Origin of the sequence: Methanoculleus sp. UBA413 (assembly GCF_002502935.1) — an archaeon.
GTDB classification, from domain to species: Archaea; Halobacteriota; Methanomicrobia; order Methanomicrobiales; family Methanoculleaceae; genus Methanoculleus; species Methanoculleus bourgensis.
Map to the genome: position 1 here is coordinate 1 of NZ_DAQR01000129.1, position 4,375 is coordinate 4,375.

6 protein-coding genes are annotated in these 4,375 nt (G+C 61.3%); 5 read left to right on the top strand and 1 reads right to left on the bottom strand.

Annotated elements, in window-relative coordinates:
• The 3 genes from BP858_RS11100 to BP858_RS11110 form a co-directional block, all read left to right on the top strand.
• Positions 1-453 (top strand): ABC transporter permease subunit (locus BP858_RS11100; RefSeq protein ID WP_286879508.1); only part of this gene is annotated, 453 nt, incomplete at its 5' end.
• Between the two features lie 241 nt (positions 454-694).
• Positions 695-895, top strand: coding sequence for a hypothetical protein (locus BP858_RS11105; protein ID WP_145916321.1), 201 nt, complete (start codon positions 695-697; stop codon positions 893-895).
• Positions 892-1,392, top strand: coding sequence for a hypothetical protein (locus BP858_RS11110; RefSeq protein ID WP_286879509.1), 501 nt, complete (start codon positions 892-894; stop codon positions 1,390-1,392). Before BP858_RS11105 ends, BP858_RS11110 begins: the two co-directional genes overlap by 4 nt.
• 114 nt (positions 1,393-1,506) lie before the next feature.
• Here the strand turns inward: BP858_RS11110 and BP858_RS11115 are convergent, their stop codons facing one another.
• Positions 1,507-2,172 (bottom strand): cytochrome c biogenesis CcdA family protein, encoded by a 666-nt coding sequence (locus tag BP858_RS11115; RefSeq protein ID WP_286879510.1) that lies wholly within the window; start codon positions 2,170-2,172, stop codon positions 1,507-1,509.
• Positions 2,173-2,302: 130 nt separating this feature from the next.
• Between BP858_RS11115 and BP858_RS11120 the strand changes: the two genes are divergently transcribed.
• On the top strand, positions 2,303-4,060 hold the full coding sequence (locus tag BP858_RS11120) for a Na/Pi cotransporter family protein (RefSeq protein ID WP_286879511.1): 1,758 nt from the start codon (positions 2,303-2,305) through the stop codon (positions 4,058-4,060).
• Positions 4,061-4,121: 61 nt separating this feature from the next.
• Entirely contained in the window at positions 4,122-4,310 is a 189-nt protein-coding gene (locus BP858_RS11125; RefSeq protein WP_062260912.1) for a hypothetical protein, read from the top strand.
• Positions 4,311-4,375: the final 65 nt, after the last annotated feature.

A 4,375-nucleotide genomic window follows, 5' to 3' on the forward strand; every position in this document is an offset into this window, starting at 1 on the left:
GCCGGCGTCACCCTCCTCTTCCTTGTGACATTCTTCTCCATCGCGCTTGCCCTCTCCACCCTCTGCCGGAAGAGCGGCAGCGCCCTGCTCCTCGCGGTGGTCGTCTTCATTCTCCTCGTGTTCCTGGCCCCTTACACCACCGCGCAGGTAGGCATGGCCCTCATGATGGAGAAGCCCGATCCGGGGGCATATGGAGGGGATACCTCATCGGAAGGCTACCAGGCGGAGATCACAGCATACGCCGAGCAGATGAAGGTGATCGAGAGCGCTGTCAACCTCCTCTCCCCGCAGATGGCCGTCAACACCCTCATCAACGGGATATCCAGATCCCCGGGGGCGACCCTTGAGGATACGCTCGGCAAGATATGGTCGAGTATTGCGGCCCTGACCATCTACCCTGTCGTCTTCTTCGCTATCGCGTACACGAGGTTCCTGCGGATGGACATCCGGTAAGCACACCTTGGAGGGAGCGGGACCGGGTACGGAGCCCCGGCACTCCCGGTTCCGGCCGGGACCCTCTCCAGTTCCGTGAGCCGTACAGGATGTATCCGGCCTTCCGCTTTCCGAAGAAGACCGCGGACATGTAGAGAGAAGTGAGAGAAAAGATAAATACTGCGATGCTGACGTAGCAGTGCGGACGCCGGAATCGGGCATTCGGAAAAGTTGCGGCGCCACATCTATGGTTCATGGCTGGATGATGCGAAGAAATGGATCTATCGCAGTCTGGGCGGTGCTGGCACTGGTTGTACCGGCACCTGTCGGTGCGGTCTCTGCAGCCCGGATCGACCAACAGATCCCTGTCGTCAAGAGCTTTGATTCGCAGGGCAGCGGCGACGCCCAGTACGAACTCTGGTGCGAGACGCACGATTGGTTCGATACTGAGAGAGAACGGTGATCAGATTGAGCGGTAAACTATCATGCAGCATCATCCTGGTGCTGGGCTTCGCCGGTCTTCTTCTGGCGCACGGGATAGCATGCGCCGAGGAGGATGTAATCGTGAATACCACCATCTCCAGCGGCAAAATCATCTTCCAGGAGAACGCCTCCCATGACGTCCACACTCTCGCCAGAGCTTCGGCCGACTTCGGGACCGACATGGTTTTCTCGAATTCGATCTCCTCGATCGAGACGGGAACCGGAAGAAGCGTCTTCACCGCCACGTGGAGAAACAACCAGAAAAATGAATTCGGCAGCGCAAAGACGGCTGTCTTCACCCTGACGGTCTGGGACCCCACAGGGCTACCCCACACCGCCGCCCGGGAAACGGGAAGGGTCAATTCCGGAACGTTAAGCGTATCCTGCTTCCCGCTTGAGCCTGGAGAAGGGCGATTCGAGTTCACATCGACCATCCGCGAGAAGCGGTTGAGCCTCTCAGCGGTGTTCGACCGCTGACACTTCTCCCGGCTATCTTCGTTACCCTCGCCCGGCCGCTTGCCCTTCCTCCGACCACGGCGTGCTCTTCATCGCCGTGACCGGTGGCCCGCGCGACCTGACGCAGACCCTTCCCTACCAAAACGCCAGATACAGGAAATAAACCCCGATCGCGATGATCGCGACACCGATAATCCGGTCGAAGACCTCGCCGCTCACCCGCGCCTTCTCCTTGACCTTCTTCCCGAGCGCACCCCCAAGCGAACTGATCGCTATCAAGGGGATCGAGAGCCCCACGGCATACACGAGGATTGTGAAAAGCCCCTCGATGGCCGTCTGGTAGAGCGCGATGTAGGTCAGGACGATAAGCAGCATCGGCGCCCCGCGCCCAACGGTGATTGCCCCAAACGAGAGCCCGAGCAGGAACGCCCCCGTGACGGTGTAGGAGATGGGGGCCCGGAAGAAGTTGAAGATGCTCCGTATCGGCGGCTTGTAGACATGCAGGAGCTGCAGCCCCATCAGGATCATCAGCACCCCGCCGATGGCCCACGCGATGGTATCGTTGAGGAAGAGGAGGTATTCTCCGAGGTATCCGGCGACCGCCCCGAGCGGCAGGAGGACGAGGACGGTGCCGAGCGAGAACGCTACGGTCAGTTTGAGGAGGTTCGCGAGCGAGAGGTTCGTTTCCCCGCTCGTCAGGTAGCCGATCAGCCCGAGACACAGGACGCTGTTGCACGGGCAGATGCCGGCGACGAGGCCGAAGATGAAGACCCCAAGGACCGACGGGTCGAAGGATGCCACAAAGAGAGGTTGGGTTGCAACCGGAAATATCTGTGGTTCCGGAATGCACCGCCCGGTCCCGGGGAAATCCCACCGAGAACACATTTCGGGAGGTATTTCAGAGCAGGGATCCTATATTCCCTGAACAGCAATGGTCCCGTGGGAAATAGTATTCGCCGTCGTTCCCGGCCTGATCCTCTTTTTTTATGGAATAGAGAACTTTTCCCGCGAGATTCTCGCGGTCGCGAGAGGCAGCTTTGCTACGATCCTCGGCAGAGTGACAGAGCGGCCGATCCTCGGCGCACTCCTCGGCGCTGCCGTCACCGCCCTCGTCCAATCGAGCATGGCGACGACGATCATCACCGTCAACCTCGTCAATACCGGGACGCTCTCGTTCGTCCAGAGCCTCGGGATCATCATCGGCTCAAACGTCGGGACGACCGTCACCGCCCAGCTCGTCGCCTTCAAGATGACGGCGTTTGGGCAGGTGCTGATCCCGGTCGGCTTTCTCGTCGGGATCTTTGGGCGGCGCTACCGGTTTCTCGGGAAACCGCTCTTCTACTTCGGTCTGGTCTTCTTCAGCTTAAACCTCATATCCACGGCGCTTGTACCGTTCCAGAACGACCCCGAGATCATCGGGCTTATCACGGAATACTCGACGCTCCCGCTCGCCATCCTGATCGGGTTTCTCGTGACGACCATGGTGCAGTCGAGCGCAGTAACGACCGGGCTTGCCGTCATCCTCGCCCAGCAGGGGCTGCTCACCCTCCCGCAGGCGATCCCGCTTCTGCTCGGCGCAAACATCGGTTCAACCACGACGACCCTCATCGCCTCCTCCCGGATGAACCTCTACTCCCGGAGGGCGGCGGTAGCCCACTTCATCTTCAACCTCGGTGGGGTGCTCCTGATCCTGCCCTTCCTCGTACCGTTCACCGGGCTCGTGACGACAATCGGCGGGACCGAGGCGCAGATGGTGGCGAACGCCCACCTCACCTTCAACCTGATCACGGCGGCAATCTTCCTCCTCTTCATCGGACGGTTCGGGCGGATCGTCGAATGGCTGGTGCCCGGGAGTGAGCCTGAGATCCTGATGCGGACGCGCTACCTCGAGGACGGTATCCCCGAGGAGACGCACCTGGGGTTCGAACTGATCAGGAAGGAACTTGGGCACGCACACGAGGTCACGCTCAACCTCTTCCGGGCGGTGATGACGTACCTCGCCACATCAAAGGAGGCCGACTACCAGATGGTCGAGCGGCTCAAGAACCTCAACAGCCACCTTGATAGGAGGATCGAACGGGCCCTCCGGACGATCTCCGCGAGGCAGCTCTCGGACCGGGAGGCGAACGAGGTGGTCTTCCTCGTCCGGATGTCGAACGAGATCGAGCGGCTCGGCTACCTCGGGGTGGATCTCGGGGAGTTCTTCCGCAGGGCGTCGCGGAACGGAAACGGTCTCCCCGCCGACCTGGTGCAGAAGACAGAGAGCGTCTACCGGATCCTTGATGAGAACATCGTCGGGCTCGGGCGCCTCTTCCCGGGGATCCAGGATACGACCGTTGCGGAACTCCGCGCCCGGGACGCCGAACTCCAGCGTGCCATCAACAAGCACTACCGTGAGCAGCTCGTCAGTCTCCGCAGGGAGGGCGATCTCGGGGACAGCCGCTACCTTGAGGTCCTCTCGATCATCGAGGCGGCGAACGCCAAAGTGCGGGATCTCCGCAAGCTTGCCGAGCAGTACTCCGTCCAGAAGGGGAGCGAACCAGCGTCACTCAAAGGGGACGGTCCGCTTGCACTGCAGAGCCCGGCAGTCGGAGACGACCGGGAGAGAGCCGCCGACTTCCCGGTCGGGCGCCGCGTCCCCGGTGTCGACGCACAGGAGGGGCACGGCGACCGCGATCGGGTCCTGTAGTCCCACTTTTCGGAGCACCGCCGGTGCCCCCGGCCGGGAGGATCAGCCCCGCCCCGGGTGTATGCGGGCAAAACCGACCTCTTCTGAGGACAGCATCGAGAACGGGCAGGTGATCAAGATGGCGAAGACCTGCCCGGCGATCTTCACAGAGATGGGCGCCTCCGCCCCGACCATACCGGGCAACATCGTAAAGCTCCGCACCTCGATAGCCATCATCGCCATCCTCACGATGATCACAGGTTTCCGCTGATGAATGTCCCGACCGTCCTGCAGGTCATCATTCAGAGATCTGTTTTTGCACGATCTCGCCCAATG